Source organism: Mucilaginibacter sp. GW822-FHT03E02 (genome assembly GCF_058801545.1).
Genome location: NZ_JBXANJ010000002.1, coordinates 1,318,415 through 1,335,770, shown reverse-complemented (window position 1 = coordinate 1,335,770; position 17,356 = coordinate 1,318,415). Strand labels below are relative to the sequence as shown.

The window sequence follows — 17,356 nt, the reverse complement described above, 5'->3', positions numbered from 1 at the left end:
TTATGAAAAGATTTATGAAATTCCTTATGACGGGAGGGTTGTTGGTTCTCTCAATAGGGTGTAAAAAAGATTTGAGTTTGGTTAATAAAAGTGCGTACACTTCTGATACGTATTTTACCAGCGATGTTGCCTTAAACGAGGCTGTTGTAGCCACTTACGCAGGTTTGCTGCATAATGGCATGTGGGCACGCGAGTGGTATTTTACTTTTGATCTGCTTGGCTATGATGCCAAAAATAATCAACCCCTTGTAGGTGATTTGCTGCAATTGGCACAGTATAATTTTGGCCCCGACCAGAACCAGGCGGGTCAGATGTGGTCGGCATTATACCAAATAATAGCGCGTGCCAATGTGGTTATTGACCGTACGCAGGTATGGAAACCGGATCCGCTTAAACCTACAGAGGCAATGGACCAAACGCAATATATTGCCGAGGCTAAATTTCTGCGGGCTTATGCTTATTTTCAATTAGTTAATTTGTACGGCCGGGTACCACTCCGCACCCACTACATTACGCTGCCAACGCCTGCAGATATTAACGCACCAAGATCACCTGTTGCCGCTGTTTGGGCGTTTATTGAACAGGATTTGAAAGATGCTGAAGCAGGCCTTCCTGTTTCCTATGCTTCTGAAAGTTACGGACGTGCTACACAAGGGGCTGCGGTGGCGCTTTTGGGTAAATCTTATTTATATGAAAAAAAATGGGCCCTGGCACAAACAGAACTTACCAGGTTAACCAAGGCGCCTTTCAGTTATTCGCTTGCAGCGGTTTATAACGATCTGTTTGATGATCCGAAACAGAATGATGCTACTGCGAATCCTGAAACCATTTTTCAGGTGATGAATCAGAAATGGACAGATTGGGGTGTTGGTAATCAATATTACGTTTTTGGGGGCCAGGAAACCTGGGGTGGCAAAGCAACACACTCAGACCGTGCGCAGGAATACGGCTGGAATGATTGGAACAATGTACATATAACTACAACCGCTGTTAAAGCTTTTACCTATCCTAACCCACAAAATTCGGCTGTAAATTACGTAGATCCGCGTGCAGCCTTCACCTTTTATGGCGATGCAGCAAGTGGCGGGCAAACACAATATTGTCAGGAATGTTCTGCGGGGCCAGTAGATTTTCCCTTTGCTTCAAAAGGGTACGAGTGGCTTAAATATGAATATTATAATAAGGTAGCCAGTTTTGGCGGGCCGCAAAGTGGTATAAACGGCCAGGTAATACGCTATGCTGATGTATTGCTTATGCTGGCAGAAAGCTATATACAACAGGGTAATACCGGTGCCGAGCCATTAGCTTTAATTAACCAGGTACGTAACAGGCCAAGTGTTAAAGCGCCACTTTATACCTCGCTTGGTAGTCAGGCAAATGCCATGAGCATCTTAATGCGTGAAAGGCAGTTAGAACTAACCGGCGAACAAAGCCGTTATTTTGACTTGATACGTTGGGGCATTGCAAAGCAAACAATAAATGCCGAAAGGCAGATTGAGGACGGTACACAGCCGTTTCAGGATAAAAATGTGTTGTTACCAATACCTTTAGCCGAGAAGAATGCCAATTCTGCGGTTGCTAAGGATATTTCCGGTGATTGGAATTAAATTGAAATAGTAATAAATATTATAATTTATAAAGAGTTTGCAACAGTAGTGGGGCAGACTCTTTATATTTAAAACCTATATTGAGGAAGCAATTAATGGTCCCAAAAAGGCACTTCTTCATAATTACTTAAAAACATAATACCCCGCTGGTTTTTATAAGCATTTACAACATCCATTCCGGTTGTGGTTGCTATTCCGCTTATCAGGCAGGCAAATACTTCATCCATTGGTTTAATTTTATGATTGGCCGGCCGAAATATCCCGGAGTTGGATATGACAGCTAAGCTTTCAAGAAAAAACCTTGTTATTACATCCATATCAAAATCATCGCGGTACAAACCAGTTTTTACGCCACGTGCTATATTTGCTTTAACGGTTTGATGAACGAACATAGCTTTATGAACTTTAAGTTTTTGATAAGCTAATTCATGATTTTTTTCGAGGTCGTAAATAACAGCCGGATTTAAAATATGATGAAACTCCATTATGTACACCAGCAAAAAGTACAACTCAATAATGGCGTCGTCGCTTTTTGTAACGAGCATCTTACAGCGCAAGATGTTTTCATCTATTGCTTTATCTACAAATGTCTCTACCAATGAGTCTTTATTGGAGTAGAATTGATAAATCGTTTTTTTACTCATCCTGAGATCAGATGCAATATCATCCATGCTAATGCTGCGAATGCCATAGCGGCTAAAAAGGCTATGCACCTTATTGGCTATTTTTTTTGGAGTATCCATTGTTTGGAATTGTTGGCTTTAATAAAAAAACTGAACTGACAGGGTTGAATGCTGCCCGACATAGTATCATTTAACTTTACTATTCAATATCGTTGATAACAGCACTGGGTTGATTTCCTTTTGATACATTTAAATCTTTTGCATCAATTTAGCTTGCTGATAGTTTGTGTAAAAGTGATTGTATAGATATCGATGTTATCTGAAAAATATAAATATCAGGTGCGAGGCAAGGCGATATAAGAATACGCGGTTGACAGGTACTGATTTTATTTTAGATATAAGACTGTTCACTAATGTGAATTTCATCTCTATTTTGTTTTCGCCGGTATCAAATAACGAATAGTAGATGATTGCGACTCCGCAGATGAGCATAATACCATGTGTGAATTTAAATATGATTTCCATTTTGCATTAACTAAAATTTATAATACAAAGGAAGATAAGAAGGGTGAGGATGCTTTTAAGATATCTTAAAAAATGAAAAGTTACGCTGGGCAATGCGTAAACTCCGCAACGTGCCTCAAATTCGGAAATAGGCTGCGTTTAAATTGCGCGATACATCAGTTTAATGTTAATCATGATAAAATATAAAATTCTTATTATCAAGTATTTATAAATTTTTTTACCTGAAATGTGTTAAGTTATGTTAACCCAATTAGATGCGTTTGCCCCGGCAAATGCAAGCAGAGAATTTGATAAACCCAATAAAAAACTATAGATCGCAAAGGCTTTTAATTAGACATTTTGTTACTAAACATGGCCTTCAGCATCATTTATATAACGTAGTTTTGATAAGCCATTATTATAAACGTTTATGAGACATCTCATTTTGTTGCTCCCTTTGATGCTTGCCGCTCAATTTATAAAAGCTCAACCCGCTCCTGTTAATGTGAAAGAGGGGTTGGTACAAGGAACTTCTGAAAACGGCCTTACAATTTATAAAGGCATTCCTTTTGCAAAGCCGCCGGTAGGAGAACTACGTTGGCGCGCCCCGCAGCCTGCCGCAAAGTGGGATGGCGTTCGCCAGGCCGATAAATTTGCCCCGGAACCTATGCAGGGGGGCAACCCCGTGTCAGGAAAAAGTGAAGATTGCCTGTATCTGAATGTTTGGACACCAGCTAAGTCGCCGGCAGACAAAATACCAGTGCTGGTGTGGATATACGGCGGTGCTTTTAACTTTGGAGGGACTGCTGAACCATCTTACAACGGAGAGAAGCTGGCAAAAAAAGGCGTGGTGTTAGTAAGCATCGCCTACCGGGTAGCACAGCTTGGGTTTTTAGCACATCCCGAACTTAGCGCCGAGAACCCCAATCATGTTTCGGGAAATTATGGCCTGCTGGATATGATCGCCGCTCTTAAATGGATCAGGGAAAACATTGCCGCATTTGGCGGTGATTCTGATAAAGTTACAATTTTTGGTGAATCGGCAGGTGGTATTGCGGTAAGTATGTTATGTGCAAGCCCTTTGGCAAAAGGTCTTTTCCATGGTGCAATCTCCCAAAGCGGCGGTTCATTCGGGCCTACGCGTGCTACAACTTATCCGGGTGAAAATATGAAAAGCCTGCCTGATGCTGAAGCTGCCGGCGCAGCATATGTTAAAGACGCCGGCTTTACTTCAATTGCCGATTTGCGAAAGATAGATGCAGATAAACTACCTGCTGTACGTGGATTAGCGTGGCCCGTTATAGACGGCTGGGTAATACCAGGCGACCAGTATAAACGCTATGAAGAGGGGAAATATAACGACATACCTATCCTGGTAGGTTATAACTCCGACGAAGGTGCCAGCTTTTCGCCTCCAAAAACTCCGGAAGAATATGTTGCCGCAGTAAAAGTGCGCTATGGTAAGTTTGCTGATGAACTTATTAAAGCTTACCCTGCGGGCGCTGTTAGCGTTTCAAAAACTGCCCGTGATTTGATGCGGGATGCAGCGTTTGGCTGGCATACCTGGAGCTGGGCAAGATTACAGTCAAAAGGTAAATCGAAGGTTTTTTATTATTATTTTGATCAGCATCCCGATTATCCGGAAGATTCGCCCCATGCAGGATATGGATCGCCCCATGGGCAGGAAGTAGCTTATGTATTTGGTACGCTCGGTGCTTCCAATCCGCAAACCACTAAAACAGATCTGGATATTTCAGATGCGATGGGCGCGTATTGGACAAATTTTGCAAAGTATGGCGATCCAAATGGGGCGGGAGAGCCTAAATGGCCCGCTTTTAACAATTCTCAACCTGTTGTTATGTACTTTTCTCAAACCGCACATACAGGCCCTGTACCGTCTGCCGCATCGCTAAAGGTGTTGGATAGCTATTTCAAGTGGAGGCGTTCGCCCGATGGCGAAACCGGGATTAAATAACATTTATGCGATAAACCAACATAAGCACATAATGTCAAAGAGCAATCATTATTTTTTAATGATATAGAGGTCCTGCCGAAATACGGCCCGACAAAATCTCTGAATTGAATATTGTTTGAGAAAGGGGCAAGTTAAGGCCCGCAAACTAAATTATTCCAGGTCAATAATGACCGCGTTATCCATTATTTGGTTCTTGTTAAACCTTAATTTAAGTTGAGGTTGGCAACATTTGTACTGGTACACTTTCGAATAATATTAAAAGTGCTCAATCAAGTGTCTCGCAATTACCTCTGCGGGAAAGTTTTGTTATTTTGAACATTTCGCGCCCTATTTATTCACTTTTGTACCCCCTCATCTACTTTTCCGGTCTATATTTTTGGCTGCCCGATCAATAAACCTGAGCGCATTTTCAAAATCATAATGACTGTTTTTTTTGTTTCAGGATATGAAACAAAAGCACTGTTATTTAAGCGAAGAGCGTATTGTCAGCAGTCATTTTTATGGTCGGGAACAAATGCAGTTAGTTACCAATTATATATTTTTTACAAGCATATGAATCACAATCCGGATGGGCCGGTCATGTAATTAGGCTGCTATATGGATAGGTGATATTCATAATTGCCGGTGTCACTTCCTACGGGAAACCAATTTTAAATTTAATATATGAGAACATTAAACTATTTTTTCGGTATCGCCATCATCCTGGTGGCGTCGGGATGTCACAAGCAGGAGACTCCCGGTTCGGCAGTTACGCCGTTTGTTAAAACGAGTAAAAAGACGTTGACTGCTACCAGTTATCCGAGCTATAACACCAACCCGCTTCCGCCCGATCAAACAGGGATGACCAGTACAGCGGCCCAACTCGCTGCAAACATCGGTGTGGGGGTTAACATCGGCAATACAATGGAAGCCCCTGGCAGTGAGCAGGGATGGGGTGCCCCGATGATTACCCAGGCGCTTATAGATACCTACAAACAAAGGGGTTTTACTGCCATACGGATCCCTTGTGAATGGGATTTATCACACATTATCAATACATCGACTGAGCAAATTGACCCTGCCTGGCTTTCCCGTGTGCAGCAAGTTGTGCAATATTGCATTAACGACGGCCTGTATGTGATATTAAATATACATTGGGACGGCGGATGGTTGCAGGGTAATTGCACTACTGCTGCCCAGGTTGCAGTTAACGCAAAACAAAAAGCACTTTGGGAGCAAATTGCAACGAAATTGCGTGATTTCGACCAGCATTTGATGTTTGCCAGCGCAAACGAACCTGATGTAAGCGATGCCACAGGGATGAGCGTCCTGCTTTCTTACCATCAAACTTTCATCGATGCGGTTAGGGTAACTGGTGGGCGCAACAGATACCGTACTTTGGTTGTGCAGGGCCCAAGTACTGATATTACAAAAACAAACAACCTAATGAACACAATGCCTTCAGATTGGGTATCCAATCGTTTGATGGTGGAAGTACATTACTACACCCCTTATAACTTTTGTTTGATGAACGGCGATGCTTCATGGGGCAATATGTTTTACTATTGGGGTTCTGGATATCACACTACCTTCGATCCTACTCGCAATGCCACCTATGGTGAGGAGTCGGACGAGAATACATGGTTCGGGCAGATGAAGACTAAGTTCGTTAATAATGGCATCCCGGTAGTGATGGGCGAATTTGCAGCATGGAAACGCGGCATTTCGGGAGACTCGTTAAAATACAATGCTGCTTCTGTGGCATATTGGAATAATTATGCTGTACACAACGCATTGAATAACGGGATACTTCCATTTCTATGGGATACCGGTTCGATTATTAACAGGTCGACTTACGCGGTACAAGATCAGCAACAGTTAGCCGCCCTGGTGCAAGGAACACAAAATGGGTCATCCCAAACTTTTCAGGTTGGTGGTGTGTACCAAATCTTAAACAGATTTAGCTTTAAGCCTTTAGAGATCTGGGGTTGGGGTACTGCTAATGGATCGACAGCAGATCAATGGGATTATTCTGCCGGGCAAAACCAACAATTTAAAGTTGTGAGTGGTAGTAATGGACACTACCTTTTAGTACCACAGCACGCTCAAAGCAGGTGTTTGGAAGTATTAAATTGGTCGGGCTCTAACGGTGGTACTGTGGATATTTGGGATTACTCAGGTACAGGCGGAAATAATCAAAACTGGTCAATTCAGGCAACAGACAATGGTTTCTATAAAATCATCAATGTTAATAGCGGAAAAGCCCTGGAAGTTTCTTCTCCTTCAACAACAACGTCGCTTACCAATGGCACTTCTGTTGATCAATGGGATTACACTGGAGCCAAAAACCAGCAATGGGCATTTGTGAAAATATAAAATGGTGCAAACCAATTTAAGCAATCTGTTAAAAAAATTGCTGTTAGTCCAGTTAAAAAACATTTAAGATATCATAATAAAGTTGTGATTTAGTTGAAGAAAGGCAGGTTAGCGCGTCCGGGGTGCGATACGGACGCGTTTTTTTAAGAGATCACGATAATATTGTGATTGTAATTAAAAAAAAACAGGTCAAATGCGTCCGGGGTGAGATACGGACGCATTTTTTTTAATAACTTGTTCTTTGAAAATCGGCGTAAAAATTGAAGCATGTCCGCTTATTATACAACAATTGTGCTACCTTAGTGTACTAACTTTATAAAAGTTAATCTGTTGATTTTGGGCCTTCAATAATGATCTCCATTCGCGTAAAATATTATTTTTTCTTTGTAGTTACATTTATTTTTGGTTGCGTAAATGTTTTTGCACAAAGCAATCAGTATCGGTTTTCACACCTTGATATTGGCGACGGCTTATCGCATAACCAGATCAATTGCATATTTAAAGATTCGAAAGGTTTTATGTGGTTTGGCACTGCAGCAGGCCTTAACCGCTATGATGGTTACACATTTAAAGTATTTAAGCATGATGAAAATAGTAAAACGTCTGTTAACGGTGATTTTGTAAACAAAATTTTTGAAGGCCCTGATAAAAAACTGTGGATATTTAGCCGCAGTGGTTTTTGTTTTTATGATCCCGAAACAGAGCAATTTAGCAGTGATATGCAGCCGTTGCTCCGTTCTTTAAAACTCCCCCTTTATCCCAATGTTTCTAAAATAGTACGGTCGGGCCCCGCCGATTTTTGGTTCTTATTCCCTGATTCTGGTATTTACAGATACAATGCGATAACCAGGCAAACCAGGCGCTATTATCATAGTGTTAATTCCGCCCCATCGTTATACTCAAATTCCATTGCCGATATTACCACTGATGCGGAAGGGAATATATGGATTGTTTACAGTGAGGGCACAGTAGAAATGTTTGATGTTAAGGGTAACAAAATTGGCTACCGCACGGATGTTTTTAATAAGGCAATCAATAATAAAAACGGGGCTTACTCTTTAATCGTAGATAGCGATAATGATTTGTGCTTTTATGCATCATACGGTGGATCTGGTTTGTTTTACTATAAACCTTCAACAGGCATTTTGCGGCATGTCGATAGGGAATCGGCCGGAGCAAAGTTAAAAGGGAATGCCATTAGCAGTATTATTCAGGCCGATGACGGCTTGATATGGATTGCCATTGACCATGGCGGCATAAATATACTGGATAAAAAGAACTTTAAAATCACCTACCTGCTTAACCGCGAAGATGACCCCACATCACTAAAGCAAAACAGTGCAATACTCTACAAGGACGTTTCAGGTATCATATGGGCCGGTACTTTTAAAAAAGGGATAAGTTATTACCATAAAAACATCATCAGGTTTCCTCTATACAGGCATTTTGCCTCAGATCCGGGTAGTTTAAGTTTTAACGATGTTTACAAATTTATAGAAGACAAACAGGGAAACTTGTGGATTGGCACCAATGGGGGCGGCCTGATTTATTTTAACCGAAAAACAGGCAAGTTTACCCAATATAAGCACGACCCGGGAAACAACAATAGTTTGAGTAGTGACATTATTGTTGACCTATGTGTTGATCATGATCAAAAATTATGGATAGGCACCTATTTTGGCGGGTTGGACTGTTTTGACGGAACAAAATTTACCCATTACAAACATGATGATAAATTAGCCAACAGTATTGCCGAAGACAAGGTATGGAGTATTCTGGAAGATTCGTCGCGCCGTTTATGGATAGGGACGTTTTCAAGCGGGCTTGAAATTTTCGACAGGTCCAAAAATATATTTTACCACCCTTTTAAACAGGGCGAAATTAAGTCGCCGATGATAATAGCCATGTTTGAGGATAAGCGGGGCAACATATGGACCGGAGGATATTTGGGTGTCGATGTAATATTGAAAAATGGTAAAGGAATAACTCATTACAGCTCAAATGGTAGTAATACCAATAGTTTACTTGACAACATGGTAAACAATATTAATGAGGATAGTCGTGGTTTGATATGGATGGCAACTGCGAGTGGGTTAAGTGTTTTCAATCCCAATACAAATACTTTTACATCGCTCACAAAAAAAAATGGCCTCCCGGCAAATTCAATATCGAATACGCTGGAAGACAATAAAGGAACGATGTGGGTTAGCACTTCAAATGGGTTGAGCCATATCACCTTAACACCAAAGGCGGCCGGTTTTAATTTCCAGTTCGAAAACTTTGACGAAACGGATGGACTACAGGGCCGTGAATTTAATACAAATTCTGCCTTAAAAACACACAGTGGCGAGTTGATATTCGGAGGTGTTGACGGCTTTAATATTTTTGACCCGAAAAGCTTAGGACCCAACGTTAATAAGCTACAATTAATATTTACCGATTTTCAGCTATTCAACAAAAGTGTATCAGCTAACGAGGCTATTAACGGGCATGTGGTGCTATCAAAAGTGATATCGTTAACGAACAATATCATACTTAATCATAGCGAAAATGTCTTCTCAATAGAGTTTGCTGCTCTTGATTTTTTTAATCCCGGCAAAATAAAATATCAGTATACGCTGGAGGGGTTCGACAAAGGGTGGGTAAACGCTGATAACCGAACACGAAAAGCTAATTATACTAACCTGGATGGGGGAGATTATGTATTTAGGGTGCGGGCATCCAATTCGGAGGGCGTGTGGAATCCGAATTACATTTCATTAAGGATCAAAGTATTGCCGCCATTCTGGAAATCAACTTTAGCTTATGCTATTTACCTGGTAGTGTTCCTGGGTATACTTTTACTTATTCGCCAAAGAGGAATAAGAAAAATAAAAAGACAATTCGAAGCTGAAAAAGAGAAGCAGGAAGCAAAATTAATAATTGAACAGGAGCGCCAGGAGGTTAAACGGATGCAGGAGCTTGACCAACTGAAAACTAAGTTTTTGACGAATGTTAGTCACGAGTTCAGGACGCCGCTGTCATTGATCATGGCGCCGGTTGATAAAATGCTTACCCGTGCTGACCCGGAACAGAAACAACAGTTGAGCATGATAAGAAAAAATGCCAGGCGGCTATTAAACCTGGTAAATCAGCTGCTCGATTTTCGTAAGATGGAAGTTCAGGAGTTGAAATTGCATAGTAAGCCTGGCGATATTGTGAAATTCATCAGCGAAATAAGCATGTCATTTACAGATATAGCCGAAGAAAAAGGGATTAATTTTGTCTTTGATACCACGATTGATTCGTTGTTTACCAGTTTTGACCATGATAAGATAGAAAGGATATTGTTTAACCTGCTATCAAATGCCTTTAAATTTACACCGTCTGGCGGCCGGGTAAGCGTTTTGCTCAATATAGATGGGGAAGCCGATGACGCCCCACTTGAGATTAAGGTGATTGATACTGGTATTGGTATTCCGCTTGAAAAGCAAGGTAAAATTTTTGAGCGTTTTTTTCAGCACGATATCCCCGAGTCGATGATTAACCAGGGCAGCGGCATCGGCCTTGCTATCACACGTGAGTTTGTAAAGATGCATGGAGGAGAAATAAAAGTGGAAAGCGAGCCGGATCACGGCAGCTGTTTTATTATTAAACTGCCGCTTATTATTTATGACGGGGCGGCAATGGAACTACCAGTTGAAGATGAAGTTGATATTGAAAGCCCGAATGACATCATCAATTCTGAAAGTAAAGCTGTATCCAAACAGCAGCGTACAAATAAAATGCCTGTGGTTCTTTTGGTTGAGGATAATGATGACTTTCGTTTTTATCTGAAGGATAATTTGAAAGACATATTTTTTTTAATCGAAGCTTCAAACGGAAGAGAGGGCTGGCAAAAGGCGCTTTCGCAACATCCGGACATTATCGTGAGCGATATCAGTATGCCCGAGATGACCGGAATTGAATTGTGCAAAAAACTAAAGAATGATAAACGCACGTCGCATATTCCTGTTGTTTTGCTAACCGCATTGACTGGCGAGGCCGAACAGGTAAAAGGTTTGGAAATTGGTGCGAATGATTACATGACAAAACCATTTAATTTCGAAATACTGCTCTCCAAAATCAAAAACATCCTGACCCTGCGGGACACCTATAAACGTACATACAAAAAACAAATGGATGTGCAATTGCAGGAGACTTCTTTGCCAAATGAAGATGAGAAACTGTTAAGGAGCATAGTAGAGTATATAGAACTTAATATTTTAAATGATAGCCTTTCGGTAGAAGAATTGAGCCGCAAAATGAACATGAGTCGCGGATCGCTTTATAGCAAGGTATTAATGCTTACGGGCAAATCACCTGTCGAGTTTATTCGTTCTATAAGGCTTAAAAAAGCGGTGTATCTGCTTGAAAACAGCCAGATGACTATTAGCCAGATTTGTTATGAAGTAGGCTTTAACACCCCCAAATATTTTACAAAGCTATTCAAAGACGAATATAATATGCTTCCCTCTGCCTATATCAGTTCTATTCGCCAAAAGAAACTCTCCGAAGCTGAAGAGCAATAGCTTTCACATCGCAGGGCAAACGCATCTAATTGGGTTAACATAACTTAACATGTTTTAGATATATTTTTTATAAATATTTGATAATCAATATTTTGTATTTTATCATGGTTGACGCTAAACTAATAGCGCAATTTAGGCGCATCCTAATATTTGTGCCTGTTGTTAGCCAACACAAGTCCCGTTAGTACCTGGATTATTTAACCAGAATCAGCCAATAAAAACAAGGTATTGTTTGATGCTTATATCTTCCCGGCGCTATAAGCTTATTCCGTTAGCTATTATTAATAACAGCTTATCGCCGTTAACTATTTAGATGCGTTTGCCCCGTTTCACATCGTTGTAGGGCCGTTATCCATTTTATGTTTGGCCCCAATTAGCTAATAGTCCACAAGGTACTGGTGTAAGGGATGCTGTGACTCTGAATTATTATAGAACTTTTTGTAGTGATACAAGGTGTAATGACTATATTTTTATTTGTAATTTGTTCATTTACAATAAGTTGTGTTTTTTTGAACATTTGGTCTATATTTTTGCTCAACTCTGGCACGTCCCCTTTTTTAAGTTATCATAGTTTCATCCCCCGGAACAAAGGTTTAAAGTAACGTCTGTAAAGAAGTTGCTTTTGTACGATGTGCCACCAATTACCAATAGGACCAACAGTTAATTTTTTTTGAACTAATAAGCATGTCTCTGGCTGCACCTGAAGTTTTTACTGATTGTTTAGGCAGTCGTTTCATGTGAAAAACCTATCAGTTAGATAGTTTCAGGTGCCTTTTTTGGCGTGTTTTAACCAAAAAGTTGTGATAACTAAGATAATTATGAATGAAAGAAAAACCAATTAAGTACTAACCAAAAAGAACAATGAACCAATTATCAAACCTTAAAATCCTGTTACCAGATGGATAAAAATTTACAAAGAAGAGTGAAATACCAGTTTTCATTAATTATCGCGGGCATATTTCTTTATTTTTCAGCCCATGCACAAACAGTCAATATCACCGGTAAAATAACAAGCGCAGACGATGGCCAGCCAATACCGGGAGTAAGCATTAAAATTAAAGGCACAGGCCTCGGGACCATATCCAGCGTTGATGGTAGCTATAATATAGCTGCTGAACCGGGCAAAGTACTTGTTTTTAATTTTTTAGGCTACGCGAAACGGGAGATAACTGTTAAACAAGCCGGAGAAATTAACGTCAGACTCAATTCAACATCCAGCAATTTGAACGAAGTAGTCGTTATTGGTTATGGTAAATCGCGAAGGCCTGATGTAACGGGCTCTATCAGTTCAATTTCGGGTACCGAATTGCGCCAAACACAACCCACTACTTTTGATCAGGCTCTGCAAGGAAAAGTTGCAGGTGTAGTAGTGCAACAGATATCAGGTCAGCCTGGTGGTGGTGTATCTATTCAAATACGTGGCGTATCGTCAATATCAGGCGCTAATGCGCCATTGGTGGTTATAGATGGTGTTATCATTCCTCCGGCTACCGATCCTGGTCACGGTTCTAATCCCTTAAGTGGTATCAATCCTAACGACATCGAATCGCTCGACGTATTGAAAGATGCTTCCGCAACGGCCATATATGGTTCGCAGGCTACCAATGGTGTTATCGTTATTACCACAAAAAGAGGTAAAGCAGGGCGCCCAACAGTAAATTACGATTTTTATACCGGTTACCAGGAGATTCGTAACAGGCTCCCTACCGTAGACTTACAACAGTTGGCAACATTTTTGAATGCCCGCGCACAAGTTTGGGGCTACGGTACAAGGCCAGAATTAGCCAATCCGCAATATTTAGGTAAGGGTACCGACTGGCAAAGTGAATTATTCCGTAAAGCGCCGATGACCAATCATACACTTTCTGTAAGCGGTGGCGATGATAAAACCCAATATTATATATCGGGTTCTTATTTCAACCAGCAAGGTATAGCGCTTGGGTCTGCTTTCAAAAGATACTCAGTACGTTTGAACCTGGATACTAAAACCACTAAATGGTTAAAACTCGGAACCAGCCTTCAGTTTTTTCGTGTTTATGAAAACACAGTTGCCACTGACGGCGGTGTAATTGGCCAAGCGTTAAGCATGACACCCGATGTTGCAGTAAAAAACGCCGACGGTTCCTATGGTGGTGTTACCACCTCAGATGGTTGGGTACCACCTGTTGCAAACCCTGTAGGCATAGCCTCGCTTTTGAAAAACGAATCTGCAAGATATGAGGCGTATACCAATGCTTATGCAGAAATACAGTTTACTACGGATCTGTCATTCCGTACGGAAGTATCTGGTAACTTTACATTTGGTTCCCACAATACTTTTAACCCGGTTTTTCTATTTGGAACAGCAACTAATAATGTCTCCAACCCTGTCAACAGTGCCGGCTCGGATATTAGTCATGATTACGCCACCACATGGCGCCAATATTTAACTTTTAACCATAATTTCAAGAAATCTAAATTTAGTATTTTAGGAGGGCACGAAGCAAATACAGATTATTACGAAAATATAAGTGCCGGGCGTAAAAATTTCGTTTCAAACAATGTGCAGGCTATAAGTGCTGGCGATCCCACTGTTGTAACAAACGGTGGCGATCATGGTCCCGGTAGCGCATCTGAATCGTATTTCGGCCGGGTTAATTTTTCCTGGGATGATAAATACCTGATCACCGGTAACCTGCGCAACGATGGTTCTTCAAATTTTCCGGTTAACCATAATTGGGCTGTTACCTATTCAGGAGCATTTGCCTGGAAAATTAATAACGAGGCGTTTTTAAAAAGTGTAAAATCTATAGATGAATTGAAACTGAGACTTGGTTATGGGCTTACCAATAACCAGGGTATACCGGGCAATACTTATGCAACCCAACTTACAACAGTTCCTACCGGTTTATCAGGTGTTTCGCAGTTTCAAAGCAATTTGCCAAATCCAGATGTAACCTGGGAAAAAACAAATTATTATAATGCCGGACTTGACGCATCGTTTTTTAACGGCCGCATAAACTTGTCGTTCGATGCTTATGACCGCGAAACAAAAGGGCTTTTATTAAAAGTCCCTCTTCCTGAATTTAGCGGTACTACCACCAACTGGTCGCCGGGCGCCATGGCTGCACCTTATGTAAACGTTGGTTCTATTCGCAATAGAGGGTTTGATTTCCGTATTAGCACTACTAATACCAATATCAGAAACTTTTCATGGAAAACTGATTTTACCTTTTCACGAAATGTGAACACTGTACTCAGTTTAGGTTCTGGCGGAAGTGATGCCAGCTTAACTACCTCTGTTCAAAAAACCGTAGTCGGGCAGCCAATCGGCGAATTTTACGGCTACATATATGATGGCATATTTGCAAAGCCAAGTGATTTTCAAAACCATGCCCGGAGTGCTGATCAAAGCGGAAAACCTTATCCAATTACTCCTGCTTATGGCGGTATCTGGTACGGCGACCGTATGTTTAAAGATTTGAATGGTGATGGTATTATCGATACCAAAGACCAAACTTTCCTGGGTTCGCCTCTCCCTAAATTCCAATATGGGTTCAACAACTCATTTACCTACAAAAATTTCGGTCTGAATATCTTCTTCAGTGGTAGCTATGGCAACAAAGTTTATAACCAATTAGCTGTATCACAAACCAGTTCACAAAATAACACATCCTATTTTGTCCAGGTATTAGATTACGCCAAATATGCTATGGTAGATCCCAAAGGTTCATCATCTGATATTAACAACGTATATATTTCCAACCCCAATACATCGGTTGTAGGTTTAAGACAGGATAACGTCACCAACTATAATAACCGCCCTTCTAATTTGTGGATCGAAGATGCTTCATTCCTGCGTTGTAAAAATATCAGGTTAGATTATAGTTTTCCAGAAAGCATGTTGTCGAGGATCTTCTTGCATTCGGTACGTGTATATGCTAATGTATCCAACGTATTTGTAATCACAAAATATAAAGGGATGGATCCTGAAATTGGTACGTGGAACCCCCTTCAGGGTGGTGTGGATGGCGGTAACTATCCTTTGCCACGCGTATTTACTATTGGTGCAAGCCTAACCTTTAACAAATAAAATGATTACCAATTTTAAAAGATATTTTATGAAACCAATTAATAAAATTGTATTCTTTTTGCTACTCGGAGCAGCAATTGCCGGATGTAAAAAAGAATTCTTGAACCGTCCATCCAACTCGCAAATCAGTTCTACTAATTTCTACAAAACCCCCAACGATTTAAGGTTGGCTACTGCCAGTCTGTACGGAGGTGCCCCCTGGGGCCAATGGCATTATAATGCATTGTTGCAATTGGGCGATATATTGAGCGGAACTGGTCACGTAGGCTATAACGACGATATGGGGCAGCTTTTTAGTCGTACAATTACGGCGAATAATGGTATTTTAAATGAGGGTTGGACTGGTTTGTATATCGTGATCGGTCAATGCAATAACGTTATCAATGCCATACAGCAAACAGCATCGGCATCTATCCCGCAGGCAACCAGGAATGCTGCTATTGCCGAAGCTAAGTTTATACGTGCGGTAGCTTATTACCACCTCGCTGTTTATTGGGGAGCTGTGCCTATTATCGAGGACAATTCCAAATTAATAGGCAACCCAATGCTTAATCGTAATACTGTTACTGATGTATTCAAATTTGTCACCATCGATTTAACTTATGCCGCACGAAACCTTCCTTTAAAAGATGACAAAGGCAGGCTAACCACCTGGTCGGCGCAAGGAATGCTGGCCAAAGCGTATTTAACAATGGCAGGTGTGGGCAGCAAACAGGAAGGGCAACGCAACCAGGCTTTACTGGACAGTGCAAAAAAATACGCAGGCAATGTATGTAAAAACAGTGGACTAACACTTCTTGGGCAGGATGACCCGAACCACCTTGGTTATTATAATCTTTTCAGGTCGCAATACAATGATAACCCCGAAGCATTGTTTGCTTTTCAGTGGTCGCCTGATCAGACGAGCTGGGAAACTGGTAACATGTATTTAACCTTTTCACCAAGCAATGCTATAAATCCTCAAAAAAACGGTGCCTGGTTTGGCTTAGCCCCAACCTGGGATCTGTATAAGATGTACTCAGCCGACGATACAATAAGGCGCAAAGCCACTATTATGCTCAACGGAGATTTTTATCCCGAATTGAATGCAGCAGGTGGTGGTTTTAAATCAACAGGCGTTGGTTTAAAAAAGCACATTATTGGCAACGAAGTGGATAACAACGCGCCAACAATGACTTATACGTCATCCGTTGAGCACGACGCAGTGCTCAGGTTGGCTGATGTATATTTGGTGTATGCCGAAGCTATTTTGGGTAACAATGGTATTACTACAGATCTTGATGCCTTAACCTATTTTAATAAGGTGCGGACAAGGGCTGGCGTAACCACTCTGAATAAGCTGGACGGTACTACAATACTAAAAGAGAGAAGAGTTGAACTTGCTTTTGAAGGGCAATATTGGATAGACCTTGTCAGGTATTCTTTTTACAGCCCGATGGCAGCTGTGAAGTTGCTTAATGATCAGGATGCCACTCACAGCCGCCAAACGTTTAGTTATGATGCTACAACGCGTAAGGCCACAAGGGATACTACTACTGCTCCATCTACGGTCCCAGCATCCATCAGTTCATTTACATTGCAAATTCCGGCATCCGAATTATCCTCCGATCCGAAATTGGCAGCTCCACCGGTACCATATTATTAATTAAGAAACATTTTAAATAAATTGT

General features: G+C 41.1%; 8 protein-coding genes. 6 read left to right on the top strand and 2 right to left on the bottom strand.

The features are described from left to right. Positions 1 to 14: 14 nt before the first annotated feature. Positions 15 to 1,607: a RagB/SusD family nutrient uptake outer membrane protein gene (locus AC1RM2_RS32095; protein WP_492989208.1), complete on the top strand. Its 1,593-nt coding sequence runs from the start codon at positions 15 to 17 to the stop codon at positions 1,605 to 1,607. A 92-nt stretch (positions 1,608 to 1,699) separates the two neighbouring features. Here the strand turns inward: AC1RM2_RS32095 and AC1RM2_RS32090 are convergent, their stop codons facing one another. Continuing rightward, positions 1,700 to 2,350: a TetR/AcrR family transcriptional regulator gene (locus AC1RM2_RS32090; RefSeq protein ID WP_492989207.1), complete on the bottom strand. Its 651-nt coding sequence runs from the start codon at positions 2,348 to 2,350 to the stop codon at positions 1,700 to 1,702. Between the two features lie 195 nt (positions 2,351 to 2,545). Then, positions 2,546 to 2,755, bottom strand: a complete 210-nt coding sequence (locus AC1RM2_RS32085; RefSeq protein ID WP_492989206.1) for a hypothetical protein — start codon at positions 2,753 to 2,755, stop codon at positions 2,546 to 2,548. Between the two features lie 409 nt (positions 2,756 to 3,164). On the opposite strand from AC1RM2_RS32085, the gene AC1RM2_RS32080 reads away from it, so the two are divergent. The 5 genes from AC1RM2_RS32080 to AC1RM2_RS32060 all read left to right on the top strand — a co-directional run bounded on the left by AC1RM2_RS32080 (position 3,165) and on the right by AC1RM2_RS32060 (position 17,331). Beyond that, a complete protein-coding gene (locus tag AC1RM2_RS32080; protein WP_492989205.1) occupies positions 3,165 to 4,709 on the top strand; it encodes a carboxylesterase/lipase family protein in 1,545 nt (514 codons plus the stop codon). Positions 4,710 to 5,372: 663 nt separating this feature from the next. Beyond that, entirely contained in the window at positions 5,373 to 7,064 is a 1,692-nt protein-coding gene (locus tag AC1RM2_RS32075; protein WP_492989204.1) for a cellulase family glycosylhydrolase, read from the top strand. 350 nt (positions 7,065 to 7,414) lie between these two features. Continuing rightward, positions 7,415 to 11,614, top strand: coding sequence for a hybrid sensor histidine kinase/response regulator transcription factor (locus tag AC1RM2_RS32070; protein ID WP_492989203.1), 4,200 nt, complete (start codon positions 7,415 to 7,417; stop codon positions 11,612 to 11,614). An 898-nt stretch (positions 11,615 to 12,512) separates the two neighbouring features. After that, a complete protein-coding gene (locus AC1RM2_RS32065) occupies positions 12,513 to 15,686 on the top strand; it encodes a SusC/RagA family TonB-linked outer membrane protein (protein WP_492989202.1) in 3,174 nt (1,057 codons plus the stop codon). 28 nt (positions 15,687 to 15,714) lie between these two features. After that, positions 15,715 to 17,331 (top strand): RagB/SusD family nutrient uptake outer membrane protein, encoded by a 1,617-nt coding sequence (locus tag AC1RM2_RS32060; protein ID WP_492989201.1) that lies wholly within the window; start codon positions 15,715 to 15,717, stop codon positions 17,329 to 17,331. Positions 17,332 to 17,356: the final 25 nt, after the last annotated feature.

What these genes read in the sequence shown, in the direction of transcription:
- AC1RM2_RS32095 (WP_492989208.1), top strand. Translation starts at nt 15, where the DNA reads ATGAAATTCCTTATGACGGGAGGGTTGTTGGTTCTCTCAATAGGGTGT.
- AC1RM2_RS32090 (WP_492989207.1), bottom strand. Translation starts at nt 2,350, where the DNA reads ATGGATACTCCAAAAAAAATAGCCAATAAGGTGCATAGCCTTTTTAGC.
- AC1RM2_RS32085 (WP_492989206.1), bottom strand. Translation starts at nt 2,755, where the DNA reads ATGGAAATCATATTTAAATTCACACATGGTATTATGCTCATCTGCGGA.
- AC1RM2_RS32080 (WP_492989205.1), top strand. Translation starts at nt 3,165, where the DNA reads ATGAGACATCTCATTTTGTTGCTCCCTTTGATGCTTGCCGCTCAATTT.
- AC1RM2_RS32075 (WP_492989204.1), top strand. Translation starts at nt 5,373, where the DNA reads ATGAGAACATTAAACTATTTTTTCGGTATCGCCATCATCCTGGTGGCG.
- AC1RM2_RS32070 (WP_492989203.1), top strand. Translation starts at nt 7,415, where the DNA reads ATGATCTCCATTCGCGTAAAATATTATTTTTTCTTTGTAGTTACATTT.
- AC1RM2_RS32065 (WP_492989202.1), top strand. Translation starts at nt 12,513, where the DNA reads ATGGATAAAAATTTACAAAGAAGAGTGAAATACCAGTTTTCATTAATT.
- AC1RM2_RS32060 (WP_492989201.1), top strand. Translation starts at nt 15,715, where the DNA reads ATGAAACCAATTAATAAAATTGTATTCTTTTTGCTACTCGGAGCAGCA.